The sequence below is a fragment of the Mycobacterium avium subsp. avium genome (assembly GCF_009741445.1).
Taxonomy (GTDB): domain Bacteria; phylum Actinomycetota; class Actinomycetes; order Mycobacteriales; family Mycobacteriaceae; genus Mycobacterium; species Mycobacterium avium.
Window position 1 is genome coordinate 3477776 of record NZ_CP046507.1, and the last position, 17458, is coordinate 3495233.

Sequence of the window (17458 nt, forward strand, 5' to 3'; positions counted from 1 at the left end):
GCAGGTACCGGTGACCAACACCCTGGTGTGGCGAATTTCACTGTGCCCGTGAATCGGCTGTTGACGGCGGCGATGCCGCGCGCGGCGGCGCGGGCCCCGAATACTGAACTTGGTCAGACCCCCTTGATCGGCGGTACATTTGGCCCGCAATGAGTTATATCGACTGCTTTTCGCGAGTCGTCGCTCGGCGCCGCATGCGGGCTCTTCCGCTGAGTAACGCCACCCTGCCCCTGCATTCGCAACGAATCGACGTGCCGACCTATGACAGGTCGGCACTGCAACGTGGTGTGGTGCACATCGGAGCGGGCAATTTTCACCGTGCCCACCAAGCCGTCTACTTCGATGACCTTGCCTGCTCGGGCATTTCCGATCAGTGGGGTGTCAGCGCGATCAGCCTTCGCTCGCACGACGTGAAGGATCTGCTGTCCGCCCAGGACGGTCTCTACACCGTTGTGCAGCGCGGCCACGATCACCAAACCGCGCGCGTCGTCGGCTCGATCGGCTCTGTCCACTACGCACCGAATGACGGCGCAGCGGTCCGCGCGGCGCTGACGGATCCGCGCACCCGCATCGTCAGCCTGACCATCACCCCCAACGGGTACTTCCTGGATCCGGTCACCCGCGAGTTCGACGCCGACCACCCCGATGTGCGCGCCGACCTAGTCGCGTCGGGCTGCTACGGCACGGCGTGGGGATACCTGACCGAGGCGCTCGAGCAGCGTCGCCGCGCGGGCATCGCGCCGTTCACGGTGCTGTGCTGCGACAACATTCCCGACAACACCCAGGCGGCGCGCACCGCTCTGGTGTCGTTCGCCGCGCTGAAGAACCCGGGGCTGGCCCGCTGGATCGACCGGCATGTCGCGTTCCCGTCGACCATGGTCGACCGCATCACGCCGCAGACGTCGGACTCGGAGCGCGAATTCGTCGAGCGCACCTTCGGTGTCGCCGACAACTGGCCGGTGCTGACCGAACCGCACAGTCAGTGGATCATCGAGGACAGCTTCAGCGACGGCCGCCCGCCGCTGGACGAGGTCGGCGTCCAGTTCGTGACGGACGTCAGCGACCACAAGCTGATCAAGACCCGGCTGCTCAACGGAACCCATATCGCGCTGGCCTGTCTGGCCACGCTGGCCGGCTACCGGCGCACCGACGAAGCGATGAAGGATCCGGTCATCTTCGACTACGTCGAGCGGCTCATGCGCGACGAGGTGCAGCCGCTGCTGCCCCCGGTGCCCGGGATGAACACGCCCGACTATCGCGACACGTTGCTCACCCGGCTGGGCAATCCCCGCATGAGCGACCAGTTGTCCCGGTTGGCGCGGCGGGGATCGACGAAGATCGCCTCGTTCCTGCTGCCGTCGCTGCACGAGGCGATCGCGCAGGACCGACCGCACACGCTGCTGATGTTGGCGCTGGCCGGCTGGGCGCGCTACCTGCGCGGCTACGACCTGAACGGTCGCAAGATCCGCATCGACGACCCGGAGGCGGACCTGCTGACCAAGCTGGCGAACATGGCCGGCAACAACCCGGATCCGTTGCTGCGGCACGAGATCCTGGCCGATCTCCGGTTGGTGCCCGGATTCTCCGAGCGCCTCGGCGAGATGGTCGCCAGCATCGACGAGCACGGCGTGATTGCCACGCTGCGCCAATCGTTGCAGGACGATTCCCGGGAGTTGGTGGCGCGATGAAACCCGAGGGACTGACGCTGGTGCGGGAATTCGACCCGGCACCGATCACCACCCTGCTCTGTGACGCCGACGACAACCTGTTCCCTTCCGAGAGACCGGCTTTCGCCGCCTCCGTCGAGGTGATCAACCGTTTCCTGGCCCGGTTCGGCGTGGCCGCCCCGTTCACCGCGGAGCAGCTGCGCAAGCAGGCGGTCGGCAAGAACTTCCGCAGCACCGCCCTGGACCTGGCGGTGGCGTCCGGTGTGCCGATCGACCAGACCCTGGCGCAGGGCCGGCCCGAGGCCGTCGTCGCGTCGGCCGACGACACGGCGGCGGATCGGGCGTTGTGCGCCGATGAACTCGAGCAGTGGGTACTGCAGGAGCGCGAGCAGGTCACCGCGCATCTGGCCGCCACCCTGCGACCGGACCCCGAAGTGCTTGCGCCACTGCAGGATCTGGCGTCGCGGTACGCGCTGGCAGCGGTCAGCTCCAGCGCCCTCAAGCGCCTCGCCGGCTGCTTTTCGGCCACCGGCCTGGATCCGCTGATCCCGGCGTCGGTGCGGTTCAGCGCGGAGGATTCCCTTCCGGTGCCGACCAGCAAGCCCGACCCCGCGGTGTATCTGCACGCCGGGCAGGTGCTGGGCGTCGCGCCGGAACAAGGGCTGGCCATCGAAGACTCGGTGGCCGGCGTGAGCTCCGCGGTCGCCGCCGGCTACGCCACCGTCGGCAACCTGATGTTCGTGCTGCCCGACGAACGGGATTGCCGCCGTGCGGAATTGATCGACGCCGGGGCGGTCGCGATTACCGACTCGTGGCGCGCCCTTGCCGATGTCCTGCTCTCGTCGGCCGTGCCGGCGGCAGGATCTTCACTCGCCTAGGACATCGACTGGTCCTCAACTGGTCCCCGCCGCCGGGCATTTAGCTTTTGGCCCGCGGCCGTCGTACCGTCGAGAGGTGCTGCGAGCCCGGTAACCATCCGCGCTGCGGCCCGGGAGGAGTTGGCCAATGGAGGCTGACGGGATAAACCTGAACAACGCGACGCTGCCCACGCTGCCCATCGAGGCGCCCAACTACGACCGCGGCAGCGTCACCGTCGGCATCGCGCACATCGGTGCCGGACATTTCCACCGCGCGCATCAGGCCATGTACATCGACCGGTTGCTGCAGGCCGGCCTGGCCCGGGAGTGGGGCATCTGCGGGGTGGGCGTGATGCCCGCCGACTGGACGATGCGCGACGTGCTCAACGACCAGGACGGGCTCTACACGCTGATCCTGGAGAAGCCCGACGGCAGCCGCGATGCCCACGTGATCGGCTCGATCATCGACTACCGCTACGCGCCCGACGATCCCGAGTCGGCGTTGGAAGTCCTTGCGGCGCCGACCACCCGGATCATCTCGCTGACCATCACCGAGGGCGGCTACCGCGACCCGGAGGGGCCGGCGTTCGCGTTCATCGTCGAGGCCCTGGACCGGCGCCGGCGCCGCGGGATCGCCGCACCGACCATCGCGTCGTGCGACAACATCGAGAACAACGGCGAGATCGCGCGGCGCGCCGTGCTGGCGAACGCGGAAGCCCGCAGCCCCGAACTCGCCGCGTGGGTCGACGAACACGTGTGCTTCCCGAGTTCGATGGTCGACCGGATCACGCCGTCCACCACCTTGCAGATGGCCGCCGAGGTGCGGCGGGACTTCGGCGTCAACGACCGCTGGCCGGTGGTGGCCGAGCCGTTCACCGCCTGGGTGCTCGAAGACAAGTTCGCCGACGGCAGGCCGCCGCTGGAGCGGGCCGGCGTGCTGCTGGTCGACGACGTCGCACCCTACGAGCTGATGAAGCTGCGGATGCTCAACGCGGGCCATCAGTGCCTGGCCTACTTCGCGCATCTGTGCGGGTTCGAGTTCGTCCACGAAGCCGCGCGCGACCCGTTGTTCGCCGAATACCTGTGGGCCTATTTCGAATCCGAGGCCATCCCGACGCTGCCGCCGGTGCCCGGGATCGACCTGTACGACTACGGTCACCGGCTGATCGAGCGGTTCACCAACCCGGGCGTGCGCGACACCATCGCGCGGCTGTGCGCCTTCTCCTCGGATCGCATCCCGAAATGGCTGCTGCCGGTAATCAACGACAACCTGGCCAACGACGGCTCGGTGCGGATCGCGGCCGCGGCCGTGGCCAGCTGGGCCCGCTACGCCGAGGGCACCGACGAGTGGGGTAAGCCGTTCGAGGTGGTGGACCAGCTGGCGGACTCGCTGATCCCGATCGCCCGCTCGCAGTACGAGAATCCCACGGCGTTCATCGAGATCGCGGGGGTGTTCGGGGACCTGGCGCACCAGCCCCGGTTCGTGCAGGCCTACAGCTGGGCCCTGGAATCGTTGCACCGCAAGGGAGCTCGCGCGACGCTCGAAGAGTTGGTGCGATGACCCGCGGGCTGGTGATCGGCGAGTCGCTGATCGACATCGTCGAGGATGCCGAGTATGTCGGCGGCAGCCCGCTCAACGTCGCGGTCGGACTGGGCCGGCTGGGCCGCGACGTCGACTTCCTCACCTACCTCGCCGACGACGACCATGGCCGGCGCATCGCCGCCTACCTGAAAGACGCTGGGGTGCAGCTGGTTTCGGAAAGCCGGGCCGCCGAGCGCACGGCGACGGCGCGGTCGACCATCGCGGCCGACGGTTCGGCCGACTACGAGTTCGATCTGGACTGGCGGCTTTCCGGGATACCGCCGGTGGCACCCCCGCTGTTCGTCCACACCGGATCCATTGCCGCGGTGCGGGATCCGGGCTGTCTGGCGGTCGCGGCGTTGATCGACACCTACCGCGTGTCGGCCACCGTCACGTTCGACCCGAACGTGCGGCCGTCGCTGATCGCCGACCGGGAACTGGCAGTGTCGCGCATCGAGCACCTCGTCGAGCGCAGCGACATCGTGAAGGTCAGCGCGGAGGATCTGCACTGGATCGATCCCGACCGCTCGCCCGAGCAACTCGCGCAGACCTGGCTGGGGCTGGGTCCGGCCGTCGTGGCGGTGACGATGGCCGACCGGGGCGCGGTGGGCTACTGCGCGGCCGGAACCGCCCGGGTGCCGACCCGCGCGGTGCGGGTGGTCGACACGGTCGGCGCCGGCGACTCCTTCATGGCCGGGCTGCTCGACGCGCTGTGGGAAGCGGGGTTGCTGGGCGGCGACCGGCGCGGCGCGCTGCGGGACATCGGGATCGACACCCTGACCTCGGCGCTCGACGCTGCCAGCCTGTCGTCGGCGCTGACCATCGCGCGCGCGGGGGCCGACCTGCCGGATCGGGCCGCTGTGCAGGCCGCTTTGCGTCGTTAGACGCTTATCCGGGGGTGGTGTGGGCATACTGACTTACATGCGCTCCATCTGGAAGGGTTCCATCGCGTTCGGGCTGGTGAACGTCCCGGTCAAGGTGTACAGCGCGACCGAAGACCACGACATCAAGTTCCACCAGGTACACGCCAAGGACAACGGCCGTATCCGGTACCAGCGGGTGTGCGAGCTGGACGGGGAGGTCGTCGAGTACCGCGACATCGCCCGGGCCTACGAATCCGACGACGGCCAGATGGTGATCATCACCGACGACGACATCGCCACCTTGCCCGAAGAACGCAGCCGCGAGATCGAGGTGCTCGAGTTCGTCCCGGCCAACGAGGTGGACCCGATGCTGTTCGACCGCAGCTATTTTCTGGAGCCGGATTCGAAGTCCTCGAAATCGTATGTGCTGCTTGCCAAGACGCTCGCGGAGACGGACCGGATGGCGATCGTGCATTTCACGTTGCGCAACAAGACGCGGCTGGCGGCCTTGCGGGTCAAGGACTTCGGCAAGCGCGACGTGATGGTGATCCACACCTTGTTGTGGCCCGACGAGATCCGCGACCCGGACTTCCCCATCCTGGACAAGAAGGTCGAGATCAAGCCGGCCGAACTGAAGATGGCCGGCCAGGTGGTGGAGTCGATGGCCGAAGACTTCAACCCCGACCGCTACCACGACGACTACCAGGAACAGCTGCACGAGCTGGTTCAGGCCAAACTCGAAGGCGGAGAAGCGTTTACCACCGAGGAGCAACCCAAGCAGCTGGACGAGACCGAGGACGTCTCCGATCTGCTGGCCAAGCTGGAGGCCAGCGTGAAGGCCCGCTCGGGGGACGGCAAGGCGCCGGCGAGGAAGTCGCCCGCCAAGAAGACCGCCGCCAAGAAGGCACCCGCGAAGAAGGGCGCGGCCAAGAAGGCGCCCGCCAAGAAGGCGGCTTCGAGGTCCTGACGCCGTCAGCGCCGGCGACCGGCCAGGAATCGGGTGGCCGCGGCGACGACGTTGATCACCGCGACAATGATGATCAGGGTCAGCGCCGCACCCCAGATCCGCAGGAAGCCGGCGTGTTCGGGGTTGGTCAGTTCGGTGTAGATCAGCAACGGCAGCGAGGCCATGTTGCCGTGGAAGATGTCCAGGTTGATCGATCGGCTGTAGCCGACCAGCACCAGCACCGGCGCGGTTTCCCCGATCACCCGCGCGATGGACAACAGGATGCCCGACACGATGCCGGGCATCGCGATGGGGAACACGATGTGCACGATGGTCTTCCATTGCGGCACGCCCAGCGCATAGCTGGCTTCGCGCAGGTCGTCGGGCACCAACCGCAGCATCTCCTCGGCCGAGCGCACCAGCACCGGCAGCATCAACAACACCAGGGCCAGCGAGACGGCGAACGAGCTCTGCTGGAAGCCCAGCGTGGCGATCCAGAGGCTGAAGATGAACAGCGCCGCCACGATCGAGGGCACCCCGGCGAGCACGTCGACCATGAAGGTCGTCAGCCGCACCAGCCGGCCGGACCCGTATTCGACCAGGAAGACCGCGGTCATCAGGCCCAGCGGCACAGCCATCGCGGCGGCCACCCCGGCTTGCACCACGGTCCCGTACAGCGCGTGGTAGACGCCGCCGGCGAACTGCTCGGGCAGCACGCCGTGCAGCGAGTGGGTCCACCACCCCGAGCGGGTGACGGCGTACCAGCCCCGTTCCAGCACCACCGACAGCACCCAGATCAACGGCACCAGCGCGACGACGAACGAGCCGAGGAAGAAGATCGTCGCGGCGTTGTTGGTGATCCGGCGCCGCACACTCAGCGGCCGGAACACCTCGGTCTTGACCGGCCGGTCGAGCGCGTCGACGGCCCGGGTCATCCGTTGACCTTGCCGCCGGCGATCGCCCGCGCGAGCGCGTTGACGATGAACGTCAAAACGAACAGCGCGAAACCCGCCGAGATGTAGGCGCCGGTGGGCAGCGGCGAGCTGAACTCCGCGGCCGCCGAGGCGATCTTGGAGGCGAAGGTGTAGCCGCCGTCGAACAGTGACCAGTGCCCCGGGCGGGCCGCCGACCGCAAGATGATCAGCACGGCCACCGTCTCGCCCAGGGCCCGGCCCAGCCCGAGCATCGAGGCCGCGATCACGCCGCTGCGGCCGAACGGCAACACCGTCATCCGCACCACCTCCCACTTGGTGGCGCCCAGGGCCTGTGCGGCTTCCATCTGGATGTGCGGGGTCTGCCGAAAGACCTCGCGGGACACCGACGTGACGATCGGCAAGATCATCACCGAGAGCACGACGCCGGCGGTGAAGATGGTGCCGCCGCCGGCCAACGACACGTTGCCGGTTTTGAACAGGAAGAACCATCCCAGGTGGCGGTTGAGGAACGCCGCCACCGGCTCGAGCTGGGGGGCCAGCACGAAAATCCCCCACAGCCCGAAGATGATCGACGGCACCGCGGCGAGCAGGTCGACGATCGCGCCGAACGGGCGGGCCAGTCGTCTGGGCGCGTACTGGGTGAGAAACACCGCGATACCGACCGCGATGGGGACGGCCAGCACCAGCGCGCTGAGCGAACTGAGCACCGTGACCATGAGCAGGTCGCGGATGCCGAACGCGAGCCGATGCGGGTCGCTGGTGCTGAACTGGGCGCTGGTGAAGAAGTTCGCGTGGTTGACGCGCAACGACGGAACGGCACGCAGCAACAGGAACACCGCGATCAACGCGATCGCGACCACGATCGTGAACCCGGCGGCGGCGGCGATCGCCTTGAACAGCCGGTCGCCCCGCCGCGATACCCGCGCGTTCAGCGTCGTCGGTGCGGGCAGCTGCGCGGTTGCTGTTCCTCGTGTCACGACCACCTCAGGTTAGGTGATCGCGTTGATGGCAGCAGACAGTCTCGACTTGAAGGCGTCGGGGATCGGGATATAGCCGTTGTCGGCCAGACCGTTCTGGCCGGCGCCGACGGTGCTCTGCAGGAACGCCTTGACCGCCGTGCCGACCTGGGGGTCGGGGTACTTCGAGCAGACGATCTCGTAGGTGGCCAGCACGATCGGGTACGACCCGGCCTGGGTGGGCTTGTAGAACGACAGGGTGTCGAGCACCAGATCGTTGCCCTGGCCGGAGATCTTGGCTCCCGCGATCGTCTTGCCCACCGAGTCGGCGCTGATCGCCACCGCGTCCGGACCGGCCGACGTGATGATCTTGGCCATGTTCAGCTTCTGCGCCTGAGCGAACGACCACTCGTTGTAGGTGATGGACCCTTCGGTGGCCTTGATCGCCGCCGAGGTGCCGTCGTTGCCCTTGGCTCCCTCGCCGACGCCGCCCTTGAAGGTCTTGCCGGCGCCCTTGCCCCAAGCGCCGTCGGCGGCGGCATCGAGATATTTCTGGAAATTGTCGGTGGTGCCGGATTCGTCGTTGCGGAAGACGACGTGAATCGGCTCGGCGGGCAGGGCAACGCCGGGGTTGAGCGCCTGGATCCCCGGGTCATTCCACGTCGTGATGGCGCCGTTGAAGATTTTGGCGGCGGTCGCGCCGTCCAGGTTCAGCGAGTTCAGCCCGGCGACGTTGTAGGTGATGGCGATCGGGCCGAAAACCACCGGCAGATTCCAGGCCGGCGAGCCGCAACGCTGCTGCGCCGCGGCGTATTCACTGGGCGCCAGCGGCGAGTCGGAACCACCGAAATCGGTTTGCTTGCCGTTGAATTCGCTGATCCCGGCACCGGAACCGTTGGCCGTGTAGTTCAGTGTCTGGCCGGGACAGGCCTGTTCGAAGGCGTTGACGAATCGGGTCATCGCGTTGGCCTGGGCGGTCGAGCCGCTGGCCTTGAGGGCCTTCTTGCCACCGCAGCTCACCTTGCTCGACGACGAGCCGCCGGCGCCGGCGCCGGCCCCGTTGTTATCGCTTCCGCATCCCGACAACACCAGCGCGCCGGCGCTCAAGACGCTCAGCACGGCACCAAATCGGTTGAGTTTCAATTCGCTTCCTCACGGTAGGGATGAAACATGTTCGCCGCCGGTCCACCGGCAACCGCGTGCCGACCAGCCCGTCTCGCAGCCACGAAGCTAACAGTAACAAGGTTAACTATGAGCAAACTGTTCGGCGGCCTTCGCTGAACGGCGCAACACGCCGCGTCGACGTCGGCAGAAGCCAGGCGGCGACGCCGAATCGCCGGGGCATGACAGCAAAGCGAAGCGAGGGTGTTACGGATCGGCCCGCCGCGGGCGGTCGGTCGGCTCGCCGAGCGGAGCCGCACGCGGCGCCCTGGCACCAAACAGGTTGACCCTCAAGCCGTTTCCCGAGGCCGCGGGTGCGGCACCGTCGCCGGTGCGCACCGCGCGCGACCGGCGGTAGCGCCGGGCGGCGCGTGAGCGGCGCCGGAGGAAAAGTAGAACCTGTTCCAGAAATGCCCGGATCTGGGACGGCGTGGCTTGCTACCGTGTCGGCTGACACCGAAAGAAAAGAGACCGCCATGATCCTTGACAGGTTCCGCCTCGACGACAAAGTCGCCGTCATCACGGGTGCGGGCCGCGGCCTCGGGGCGGCCATCGCGGTTGCCTTCGCCGAGGCCGGCGCGGACGTTCTGATCGCCTCGCGCACCGAATCGCAACTAGAAGCCGTCGCCGAGCAGGTCCGCGCCGCCGGTCGTCGGGCGCATGTGGTGGCCGCCGACCTAGCGCATCCCGAGTCCACCGCGGAGCTGGCCGGCCGGGCCGTCGAGGCCTTCGGGAAACTAGACATCGTCGTCAACAACGTCGGCGGCACCATGCCCAACACGCTGCTGACCACCTCGACGAAGGATCTCAAGGACGCCTTCACCTTCAACGTCGCCACCGCCCACGCGCTCACCGTGGCGGCCGTGCCGCTGATGCTGGAGCACTCCGGCGGCGGGAACATCATCAACATCACCTCGACCATGGGCCGGCTGGCCGGGCGGGGTTTCGCGGCCTACGGCACGGCCAAGGCCGCGCTGTCGCATTACACCCGGCTGACCGCCCTGGATCTGTGCCCGCGGATTCGGGTCAACGCGATCGCGCCGGGCTCGATCCTCACCTCCGCGCTCGACGTGGTGGCCTCCAACGACGAGCTGCGGGCGCCGATGGAGAAGGCCACCCCGCTGCGCCGTCTCGGCGACCCCGTCGACATCGCCTCTGCCGCAGTGTATTTGGCGTCCCCGGCCGGGGAGTTTTTGACCGGCAAGACGCTGGAGGTGGACGGCGGGCTGACCTACCCCAACCTCGACATCCCCGTCCCGGACCTGTGACCCCCGACCGCTGAGGAGCATGTCATGCCCATACCCGTCGTTCAGCTCGGCACCGGCAACGTCGGTATCCATGCGCTGCGGGCGCTGATCACGGATCCGCAATTCGAACTGACCGGCGTCTGGGTGTCCTCGGACGCCAAGGCCGGCAAAGACGCGGCAGAACTTGCCGGGCTGGCGCAGCCGACGGGGGTGCTCGCCAGCACCGACCTGGACGCGGTGCTGGCCACCGGACCGCGCTGCGCGGTGTACAACGCGCTGGCCGACAATCGGTTGCCCGAGGCGCTCGACGACTACCGGCGCGTCCTGGCCGCCGGCATCAACATCGTCGGCAGCGGTCCGGTCTTCTTGCAGTATCCGTGGCAGGTCATCCCCGACGAGCTGATCAAACCGCTGGAAGAGGCTGCGCAGCAAGGTAATTCGAGCCTGTATGTCAACGGCATCGATCCCGGCTTCGCCAACGACCTGCTGCCGCTGGCGCTCGCCGGCACCTGCCAGAGCATCCAGCAGATCCGGTGCATGGAGATCGTCGACTACGCGACCTACGACAGCGCCGCGGTCATGTTCGACGTGATGGGATTCGGTAAGCCGCTGGACGACGTCCCGATGCTGCTGCAGCCCGGCGTGCTCAGCCTCGCCTGGGGATCGGTGGTGCGGCAATTGGCGGCGGGACTGGGTGTTTCGCTCGACGAGGTCACCCAGCAGCACGTGCGGGTGCCCGCACCCGAAGACTTCGACATCGCGTCGGGTCACATCGCCAAGGGCACCGCCGCGGCGCTGCGCTTCGAGGTGTTCGGGATGGTCGACGGCCGTCCCGTCGTCGTTCTCGAACACGTCACCCGGCTGCGCGAGGACCTGTGCCCCGACTGGCCGCAGCCCGCGCAGCACGGCGGCTCCTACCGCATCGAGGTCACCGGCGAACCGTCGTATGCCATGGACATCTGCCTGAGCAGCCGCAAGGGCGATCACAACCACGCCGGCTTGGTGGCCACCGCGATGCGGGTGGTCAACGCGATCCCCGCGGTGGTGGCGGCCCCGCCGGGCATCGTCACGACGCTGGACCTGCCGCTGATCACCGGGCGCGGCCTCTACCGCCCGGAGTAAGCCGGGACGACGGAAACGCCGTGGCCGCCGACGGCACGGCGGCAATGTTCGACTACCCTCACTTTCTTATTCGCCTGATGGGAATCGAGGTCGACGTTGGCGCAGCGCACCCAGGGCTCGCTCAAGGGCAACTGGTACCTGCTCGGGCCCGCGTTCGTCGCCGCCATCGCCTACGTCGACCCGGGAAATGTCGCAGCCAACGTCAGCGCCGGCTCGCAATACGGCTACCTGCTGCTGTGGGTGATCGTGGCCGCCAACGTCCTGGCCGGCCTGGTGCAGTACCTGTCGGCCAAGCTCGGGCTGGTGACCGGGCGCTCCCTGCCCGCAACCATCGGCAAGCGAATGAGCCGTCCGGCACGGCTGGTCTATTGGGTTCAGGCCGAGCTGGTGGCCATCGCCACCGACGCGGCCGAGGTGGTCGGCGGGGCCATCGCCTTGCACATCCTGTTCGGGTTGCCGCTGCTGGCCGGTGGGCTGATCACCGGCGTGGTGGCGCTGCTGCTGTTGGGCATCCAGGACCGGCGCGGCCAGATCCTCTTCGAACGGGTCATCACCGGCCTGCTGCTGGTCATCGCGATCGGGTTCGCGGCCAGTTTCTTCGTCAAGACCGCGCCCCCGGAGGCGGTGCTGTCCGGGCTGCTCCCGAGGTTCCGCGGCACCGAGAGCGTGCTGCTGGCCGCCGCCATCCTGGGCGCCACCGTCATGCCGCATGCGGTGTACATGCATTCGGGGCTGGTCCTGGACCGGCACGGGCACCCCGACGAGGGGCCACACCGCCGCCTGCTGCTGCGCGTCACCCGCTGGGACGTGGTACTGGCGATGGCGGTGGCCGGCACCGTGAACGCCGCGATGCTGCTGATCGCCGCCACCAACCTGCAGCACCGCGACGTGAGCGCCTCAATCGAGGGCGCGTACGCCGCGATCCACAACACGCTGGGCGCGACCATCGCGGTGATGTTCGCCGTGGGGTTGCTCGCCTCCGGGCTGGCGTCGTCGTCGGTGGGTGCCTACGCCGGCGCCATGATCATGCAGGGGCTGCTGCACCGCTCGATTCCGATGGTGGTGCGCCGGTTGATCACGCTGTGCCCCGCGCTGCTGATCCTGGCGGTCGGATACGACACCACCCGCGCCCTGGTGCTGTCCCAGGTGGTGCTGTCGTTCGGGATACCGTTCGCGGTGCTGCCGTTGATCAAGCTGACCAGCGACCGCGAGCTGATGGGGTCCGACGCCAACCACCGCATCACGACGATCCTTGGCTGGGGCGTCGGCATCTTGATTAGTCTGCTGAACATGGTGCTCATCTGGCTGACGGTGACCGGCTGAATGCCGGCCCGCCGGCACCTCTACTTCGCATACGGGTCGAACCTGTGCGCACGGCAGATGGCGCAGCGCTGTCCCGACGCGGCCGATCCGCGGCCCGCGGTGCTGGCCGATCACGATTGGCTGATCAATCAGCGCGGCGTGGCCACCGTTGAACCGCTGGCCGGTAACCAGGTGCACGGCGTGGTGTGGCGGATCTCCGACGGCGACTTGGCGACCCTGGACAGCGCCGAGGGGGTGCCGGTGCGCTACCGGCGCGACCGGCTCACCGTGCACACCGATGACGGGCCGGCGCCGGCCTGGGTGTACATCGACCACCGGGTGACACCGGGCCCGCCGCGGCCGGGCTACCTGCCCAAGATCGTCGACGGCGCCACCCAGCACGGGTTGCCGCAACGCTGGATCGACTTCTTGCGCCGCTGGGAGCCCGCCGGCTGGCCCAGTCCGCGAGCCACGTCGCCTTCGAATGGGATTGGGCCGCAATCGCTTTCGGCACTGCTGCGTGTTACCGGCGTGACTGAGTCCAGCCAATTGCGTTCGGGCTTCGGGTTTTTGGCCATTCACGGCGGCGGGCTGGAAGAGATGACCGACGTGATCGCCGAACGCGCCGCCGCGGCCGCCGGCGCGTCGGTGTACGTGGTGCGCCATCCCGCCGCCTATCCGCATCACCTGCCGTCGGCCCGGTTCGACCCGGCCGAGTCGCCGCGGCTGGCCGAGTTCCTCGACCACGTCGACGTTGCGGTGTCGCTGCACGGGTATGGCCGCGACGGTCGCAGCACCCAACTGTTGGCCGGCGGCCGCAACCGGGCGCTGGCCGATCATTTGGCCCGGCACGTCCGGTTGGCCGGCTACCGGGTGATCACCGACCTCGAGGACATCCCCGCCGAATTGCGCGGCCTGCACCCGGCGAACCCGGTGAATCGGGTGCGTGACGGCGGAGTCCAGCTGGAGCTCTCGGCGCGGGTCCGCGGGCTCAGCCCGCGCAGCCCGCTGCCCGGCGACGACGGCATATCGCCGGTGACCGGCGCCCTGATCCAGGGGTTGGCGGATGCCGCCCGTTGTTGGTCAATGTCGGATCATTGAACGGAGAGTGTTGGTGGCCAAGGACTTTCGCTTTGGAATGAGCATGCGGTTCTACAAGTCGCGGGAGGCGCTGCTCGACAAGGCCAAGCGCGCCGAAGACGCCGGCTTTGACATCCTTTGTGTACCTGACCATTTGGGCGCCGCGGCGCCGTTCCCGACGCTGACCGCGGTCGCCATGGTCACCACGACGCTGCGGCTGAGCATGTACGTGCTCAATTCCGCGTTCTACAAGCCGGCCCTGCTCAGCCGGGACATGCAGGCCCTGGATCTGCTCAGCGACGGCCGCCTCGAGATCGGGCTGGGCACCGGGTATGTCCGCGAAGAGTTCGAAGCCGCCGAAATCCCGTATCCTAGCGCCCGCGAGCGGGTCGACTACCTCGAACACATGACGACGTACCTCAAGGAACACCACCCGTCGACACCGCTGATCATCGCCGGCAACGGGGACCGGGTGCTGACCATCGCCGCCCGCAATGCCGACATCATCGGGCTGACCGGCGCCAAGGTGCGCGACGTCGAGGACCCGTTCGCCGAGCGCGTCGAGTTCGTCCGCAACGCGGCCGGCGATCGGTTCGACTTGCTCGAGCTGAATCTGGCCATCACGGCCATGCCGCGCGTCGGTGAGACCGAGCCCGACCTCAAGCTGACCCGCAGCTACTCCCCCGAGCTGACCGACGAGCAGATCCTGTCGATGCCGTCGGTGCTCAGCGGTTCGCCGCGCGACATCGCCGACACCTTGTCGGCCTACCGCGACAAGTACGGCGTCTCGTCCTTCACCGTGCAGGACAACCACATCGACAACTTCGCCAAGGTCATCGCCGAACTGCGCTGACGGCGGATTTCGGTTCTCGGCGCACCGCCCCGGTAAGCTCGGGCCGTCCGCCCTCGTAGCTCAGGGGATAGAGCACGGCTCTCCTAAAGCCGGTGTCGCAGGTTCGAATCCTGCCGGGGGCACTTTGGTGTATGTATGACCTCGGTTGATGCTTGACGTTTCGGCTTCGGGTGATGCCTGACAGTGTTTCGGCTGATGCTTGACAGTTGTTTCGGCTGATCGGTGACACAAGCCGTACATAGCTGCCAGCCGTCGATCGTCCGCTCACGCTGTGAGAGATCACGACGCTGCTTGGTGGCGGTAATCCGTAGCGGCCGCCACTCACCGAGGCGCTACCAGTAATACACGCGCGAAGGCGGAGCGATGTCGTCGAAAGCCGACTGCTCGCCGCTGCGCCAGCGGCCAAGCGCGGTGTCAATGGCCAAGTAGAAGTCCCCGCTGGTGGCCAGCAGAAGTCCCCACTCCGCTGCGGGTGGTTGGCTAATTCTTGGCGGCTCCCTTCTTGTGGTCGGCGTGGCGCATCCGGTAGGACTCACCGGAGGTGACGACGATGCTGGCGTGGTGCAGCAGCCGATCGAGGATGCTGGCGGCGGTGGTGTGCTCGGGCAGGAATCGCCCCCATTGTTCGAAGGGCCAATGCGAGGCGATGGCCAGGGAGCGGCGCTCGTAGCCGGCAGCCACGAGCCGGAACAACAGTTGAGTCCCGGTGTCGTCGAGCGGGGCGAAGCCGATCTCGTCCAAGATGACCAGATCCGCGCGGAGCAGGGTGTCGATGATCTTGCCGACGGTGTTGTCGGCCAGGCCGCGGTAGAGGACCTCGATCAGGTCGGCGGCGGTGAAGTAGCGGACTTTGAATCCGGCGTGGACGGCAGCGTGCCCGCAGCCGATGAGCAGGTGACTTTTGCCCGTACCAGGTGGGCCAATGACCGCCAGGTTCTGTTGTGCCCGAATCCATTCCAGGCTCGACAGGTAGTCGAACGTGGCTGCGGTGATCGACGATCCGGTGACGTCGAACCCGTCGAGGGTCTTGGTGACCGGGAAGGCTGCGGCCTTGAGACGGTTGGCGGTGTTGGAGGCATCGCGGGCAGCGATCTCGGCCTCAACCAACGTCCGCAGGATCTCCTCCGGTGTCCAGCGTTGCGTCTTGGCGACTTGCAACACCTCGGCGGCGTTGCGGCGCACCGTGGCCAGCTTCAACCGCCGCAGCGCCGCGTCAAGGTCAGCAGCCAGCGGTGCCGCCGAGGACGGTGCCACCGGCTTGGCAGCGGTGGTCATGAGGCCGTCCCGTCGGTGGTGTTGATCTTGTAGGCCTCCAACGAGCGGGTCTCGACGGTGGGCAGATCGAGCACGAGTGCGTCGCCGGCGGGGCGGGGTTGTGGGGTGCCGGCGCCGGCGGCCAGGATCGAGCGCACGTCGGCAGCGCGGAACCGGCGAAACGCAACCGCCCGGCGCAGCGCGTCAATCAAAGCCTGTTCGCCGTGGGCGGCGCCAAGGCCGAGCAGAATGTCGAGTTCGGATTTCAGTCGGGTGTTGCCGATCGCAGCAGCACCGACGAGGAACTGCTGCGCTTCGGTTCCCAATGCGCAGAATCGTTTCTCTGCTTGGGTTTTTCGGGCGAGGACCACGCGAGGGTGCGGGTCTGGGTCCGTCGTAGTGTTCATCGAGGATGGACACCTCACCTGGGCTGACGAGCTCGTGCTCGGCCACGATCACACCGGTCGCAGGTTCCAACAGGATCAGGGCGCCATGATCGACCACCACCGCCACGGTGGCACCGACGAGCCGCTGAGGCACCGAGTAACGAGCTGAGCCGTAACGGATGCACGAGAGGCCGTCGACCTTACGGCGCACCGACCCCGAGCCGATCGTCGGCCGCAGCGAGGGCAGCTCCCTCAAGACGGTGCGCTCGTCAACCAAGCGATCGTTGGGCACGGCGCAGATCTCCGAGTGGACCGTGGCATTGACCTCGGCGCACCATAGTTGCGCCTGGGCGTTGAGGGCACGTAGGTCGACCTGCTCACCGGCTAACGCAGCTTCGGTCAGCAGCGGCACCGCAAGGTCGTCCTGAGCGTAGCCACAGAGGTTCTCCACGATGCCCTTCGATTGCGGATCCGCACCGTGGCAGAAGTCCGGAACGAAGCCATAGTGGGACGCGAATCGCACATAATCCGGTGTTGGAACAACAACATTGGCGACGACACCACCTTTGAGGCAGCCCATCCGGTCGGCCAGGATCTTGGCCGGAACCCCACCGATCGCCTCGAGGGCTTCGGCGATCATCGCCAGCGTGGTCGAGGCTTTCTCGTCGGCGGCGAACCGCACAAACCGCCACCGCGAATAGGCCAGCACCGCGCAGAACACCATCAACCCCGGTGCAGCTTCGGCCCAATCCATCACCAGATAGTCACCGGGTGACCAGACCGCCGGACGGCGTTGATGCCGGTTAGCGTTGCGCCACAATACTTTCTGCTCGGCTACCAGGCGGCGGAAGTTACGGGCCGAGCCCTGATACCCGGCAGCTCGGGCGATCGGCAGCATCCGCTTCGCCGACATCTTGCCGTGTGATTTCTCGACTCGGGTGGCGACTAGATCGGTGAACGCGTCGAGGTTGCGTGGCCGTGGTTCCCGCGGGGGCGCGCCACCGGCCTCGGCCCGCTCGATGACCCGCTTGACCGTCTTGTGCGTAGTACCGCACAGCTCGGCCGCGCCGCGATACGACCCGACCTGGTGATACGCCGAAATGATGTTCATACGCTCCCTTGCAGACTTCAATAGAGCTCCCTGGGCGGTGATCAAGTGACAGTTGGCGCTATCACCGTCACCGCCCAGGCCCTCAGCTCCCGGAAAAGACACGACGAGCCCGCAAAGGAGTGGGGACTTCTACCTG

14 protein-coding genes, 1 tRNA gene and 1 pseudogene are annotated in these 17458 nt (G+C 67.4%); 11 read left to right on the plus strand and 5 right to left on the minus strand.

The features are described 5' to 3' along the window. Nucleotides 1-194: 194 nt before the first annotated feature. The 5 genes from MAA44156_RS16030 (at nucleotide 195) to ku (ending at nucleotide 5936) form a co-directional block, all read left to right on the plus strand. On the plus strand, nucleotides 195-1688 hold the full coding sequence (locus tag MAA44156_RS16030; RefSeq protein ID WP_009975186.1) for a mannitol dehydrogenase family protein: 1494 nt from the start codon (nucleotides 195-197) through the stop codon (nucleotides 1686-1688). Then, nucleotides 1685-2545 carry an HAD family hydrolase gene (locus tag MAA44156_RS16035; protein WP_009975185.1) on the plus strand — a complete coding sequence of 287 codons (861 nt, stop codon included), beginning with the start codon at nucleotides 1685-1687 and terminating at the stop codon, nucleotides 2543-2545. The genes MAA44156_RS16030 and MAA44156_RS16035 overlap by 4 nt, the downstream gene beginning before the upstream one ends. 127 nt (nucleotides 2546-2672) lie before the next feature. Beyond that, entirely contained in the window at nucleotides 2673-4085 is a 1413-nt protein-coding gene (locus MAA44156_RS16040) for a mannitol dehydrogenase family protein (protein ID WP_009975183.1), read from the plus strand. Continuing rightward, nucleotides 4082-4990 (plus strand): carbohydrate kinase family protein, encoded by a 909-nt coding sequence (locus MAA44156_RS16045; protein WP_009975181.1) that lies wholly within the window; start codon nucleotides 4082-4084, stop codon nucleotides 4988-4990. The genes MAA44156_RS16040 and MAA44156_RS16045 overlap by 4 nt, the downstream gene beginning before the upstream one ends. 37 nt (nucleotides 4991-5027) lie before the next feature. Continuing rightward, entirely contained in the window at nucleotides 5028-5936 is a 909-nt protein-coding gene (ku, locus tag MAA44156_RS16050; protein ID WP_009975180.1) for a non-homologous end joining protein Ku, read from the plus strand. A 5-nt stretch (nucleotides 5937-5941) separates the two neighbouring features. Here the strand turns inward: ku and pstA are convergent, their stop codons facing one another. Genes pstA through pstS form a run of 3 tightly spaced genes read right to left on the minus strand, consistent with a single transcriptional unit; the run spans nucleotide 5942 to nucleotide 8949 of the window. Further along, a complete protein-coding gene (gene pstA / locus MAA44156_RS16055; RefSeq protein ID WP_009975179.1) occupies nucleotides 5942-6850 on the minus strand; it encodes a phosphate ABC transporter permease PstA in 909 nt (302 codons plus the stop codon). After that, nucleotides 6847-7800, minus strand: a complete 954-nt coding sequence (gene pstC / locus MAA44156_RS16060; RefSeq protein ID WP_029248391.1) for a phosphate ABC transporter permease subunit PstC — start codon at nucleotides 7798-7800, stop codon at nucleotides 6847-6849. The genes pstA and pstC overlap by 4 nt, the downstream gene beginning before the upstream one ends. 39 nt (nucleotides 7801-7839) lie before the next feature. Next, nucleotides 7840-8949, minus strand: coding sequence for a phosphate ABC transporter substrate-binding protein PstS (gene pstS, locus MAA44156_RS16065; RefSeq protein WP_010949005.1), 1110 nt, complete (start codon nucleotides 8947-8949; stop codon nucleotides 7840-7842). 494 nt (nucleotides 8950-9443) lie between these two features. Here pstS and MAA44156_RS16070 point away from each other — a divergent pair, with 494 nt between their 5' ends. The 6 genes from MAA44156_RS16070 to MAA44156_RS16095 all read left to right on the plus strand — a co-directional run bounded on the left by MAA44156_RS16070 (nucleotide 9444) and on the right by MAA44156_RS16095 (nucleotide 14693). After that, nucleotides 9444-10235, plus strand: coding sequence for an SDR family oxidoreductase (locus MAA44156_RS16070; protein ID WP_009975177.1), 792 nt, complete (start codon nucleotides 9444-9446; stop codon nucleotides 10233-10235). 24 nt (nucleotides 10236-10259) lie between these two features. Then, nucleotides 10260-11336 carry an NAD(P)H-dependent amine dehydrogenase family protein gene (locus MAA44156_RS16075; protein WP_009975173.1) on the plus strand — a complete coding sequence of 359 codons (1077 nt, stop codon included), beginning with the start codon at nucleotides 10260-10262 and terminating at the stop codon, nucleotides 11334-11336. Nucleotides 11337-11432: 96 nt separating this feature from the next. Beyond that, a complete protein-coding gene (locus MAA44156_RS16080) occupies nucleotides 11433-12659 on the plus strand; it encodes an Nramp family divalent metal transporter (protein WP_003877474.1) in 1227 nt (408 codons plus the stop codon). Beyond that, nucleotides 12660-13739, plus strand: a complete 1080-nt coding sequence (locus MAA44156_RS16085) for a poly-gamma-glutamate hydrolase family protein (RefSeq protein ID WP_009975171.1) — start codon at nucleotides 12660-12662, stop codon at nucleotides 13737-13739. Nucleotides 13740-13746: 7 nt separating this feature from the next. After that, nucleotides 13747-14571, plus strand: coding sequence for an LLM class F420-dependent oxidoreductase (locus MAA44156_RS16090; RefSeq protein ID WP_009975169.1), 825 nt, complete (start codon nucleotides 13747-13749; stop codon nucleotides 14569-14571). A gap of 49 nt (nucleotides 14572-14620) precedes the next feature. After that, nucleotides 14621-14693 (plus strand) — tRNA-Arg (locus tag MAA44156_RS16095). A gap of 358 nt (nucleotides 14694-15051) precedes the next feature. On the opposite strand, the gene istB is transcribed toward MAA44156_RS16095, so the two are convergent. Together istB and istA are read right to left on the minus strand one after the other, a co-directional pair. After that, nucleotides 15052-15846 carry an IS21-like element IS1612/ISMav1 family helper ATPase IstB gene (gene istB / locus MAA44156_RS16100; protein WP_009979999.1) on the minus strand — a complete coding sequence of 265 codons (795 nt, stop codon included), beginning with the start codon at nucleotides 15844-15846 and terminating at the stop codon, nucleotides 15052-15054. Next, a pseudogene (gene istA / locus MAA44156_RS16105) lies at nucleotides 15843-17343 on the minus strand (IS21-like element ISMav1 family transposase). Before istA ends, istB begins: the two are co-directional and overlap by 4 nt. Between the last annotated feature and the right edge of the window lie 115 nt (nucleotides 17344-17458).

What these genes read in the sequence shown, in the direction of transcription:
- MAA44156_RS16030 (WP_009975186.1), top strand. Translation starts at nt 195, where the DNA reads ATGCGGGCTCTTCCGCTGAGTAACGCCACCCTGCCCCTGCATTCGCAA.
- MAA44156_RS16035 (WP_009975185.1), top strand. Translation starts at nt 1,685, where the DNA reads ATGAAACCCGAGGGACTGACGCTGGTGCGGGAATTCGACCCGGCACCG.
- MAA44156_RS16040 (WP_009975183.1), top strand. Translation starts at nt 2,673, where the DNA reads ATGGAGGCTGACGGGATAAACCTGAACAACGCGACGCTGCCCACGCTG.
- MAA44156_RS16045 (WP_009975181.1), top strand. Translation starts at nt 4,082, where the DNA reads ATGACCCGCGGGCTGGTGATCGGCGAGTCGCTGATCGACATCGTCGAG.
- ku (WP_009975180.1), top strand. Translation starts at nt 5,028, where the DNA reads ATGCGCTCCATCTGGAAGGGTTCCATCGCGTTCGGGCTGGTGAACGTC.
- pstA (WP_009975179.1), bottom strand. Translation starts at nt 6,850, where the DNA reads ATGACCCGGGCCGTCGACGCGCTCGACCGGCCGGTCAAGACCGAGGTG.
- MAA44156_RS16070 (WP_009975177.1), top strand. Translation starts at nt 9,444, where the DNA reads ATGATCCTTGACAGGTTCCGCCTCGACGACAAAGTCGCCGTCATCACG.
- MAA44156_RS16075 (WP_009975173.1), top strand. Translation starts at nt 10,260, where the DNA reads ATGCCCATACCCGTCGTTCAGCTCGGCACCGGCAACGTCGGTATCCAT.
- MAA44156_RS16085 (WP_009975171.1), top strand. Translation starts at nt 12,660, where the DNA reads ATGCCGGCCCGCCGGCACCTCTACTTCGCATACGGGTCGAACCTGTGC.
- istB (WP_009979999.1), bottom strand. Translation starts at nt 15,846, where the DNA reads ATGACCACCGCTGCCAAGCCGGTGGCACCGTCCTCGGCGGCACCGCTG.